Origin of the sequence: Streptomyces poriferorum, from assembly GCF_019399235.1 — a bacterium.
Classification (GTDB): Bacteria; Actinomycetota; Actinomycetes; order Streptomycetales; family Streptomycetaceae; genus Streptomyces; species Streptomyces poriferorum.
On record NZ_JAELVH010000573.1, the window covers coordinates 1 to 941 of the forward strand.

A 941-nucleotide genomic window follows, 5' to 3' on the forward strand; every position below is an offset into this window, starting at 1 on the left:
TGCGGTGCAGTCCGACCGCGCGGAAACAATGGTCGACGGCGAGCGCCACCGCGGTCGGACTGCACCGCATCGAGGTGTGCATTCGCCCCGAGAACGGGCCCAGCCGGCGGGTCGTGGAGAAACTCGGATTCCGCGAGGAGGGGATCCGGCCCCGCTATCTGCACATCGACGGCGCCTGGCGTGACCATCTGATCTACGCGCTCACCGCGGAGGAGGTGCCCGACGGCCTGCTCCGGAGGTGGCGCCGGGCGCGTCCGGAGCGCCCCGAGCGGCCGGAGTACCGCTGAAAATGAAATATGTGTTCGAAATTGATCGGGCGATGACAGCTAACGGATGCGCAAACGCCGACTGTTGATCCGAACAATCACAAAAAAAGTCCGCGATATCAGCCGGATCGTGCGACACACCGGGCCAATTGGCGGATGCCTCCACGCAAACCCCTCTACGGTGTGAGATGTGAGCAGCAGCGGCCTCATCTACGCAGTCATTGTCGGGGCCTGGGCCGCCTACTTGGTACCGATGTGGCTCCGCAGGCAGGACGAGCTCAACGAAGCCCGTCCGACGGAACGCTTCAGCACCGCCATCCGGCTGCTGTCCGGACGGGCGGCGATGGAGCGCCGGTACGCCAAGGAGCTGCGGGAGCGCACCGACGAGGAGGCGGCGCCCGACGCCGACCCGGATGTAGTCACGGACCGAATGGATTCCGTCGACGTCCGGGCCTTTTCCGCGCCTCCGGCGCACACCGAGGCCCGGGTCCACGACCCGGCTCGTACGCCGGAGCACTCCGCCCAGGAGCGCGCGGAGCAGAAACGCCCGGCGCGCGACCGCCCCGAACCCTCCTCCGATTCAGCCCGGCGTCCGCGACCCGGCGGAATCGACGCGGAGCGCGCCCGGCGTGCGCAGCGCCTCCAGGTCCTCGCGCGGCGCCGGCGCACCGGCGC

The 941-nt window shown here is 69.1% G+C and carries 2 protein-coding genes; both read left to right on the plus strand.

The window, feature by feature from the left end; translation table 11 throughout:
• Positions 1-287: GNAT family N-acetyltransferase (locus JGS39_RS39725; RefSeq protein ID WP_219574619.1), on the plus strand; the 287-nt coding region annotated here is incomplete at its 5' end.
• A gap of 169 nt (positions 288-456) precedes the next feature.
• Positions 457-941 (plus strand): SepX/GlpR family protein (locus JGS39_RS39730; protein WP_505391883.1); only part of this gene is annotated, 485 nt, incomplete at its 3' end.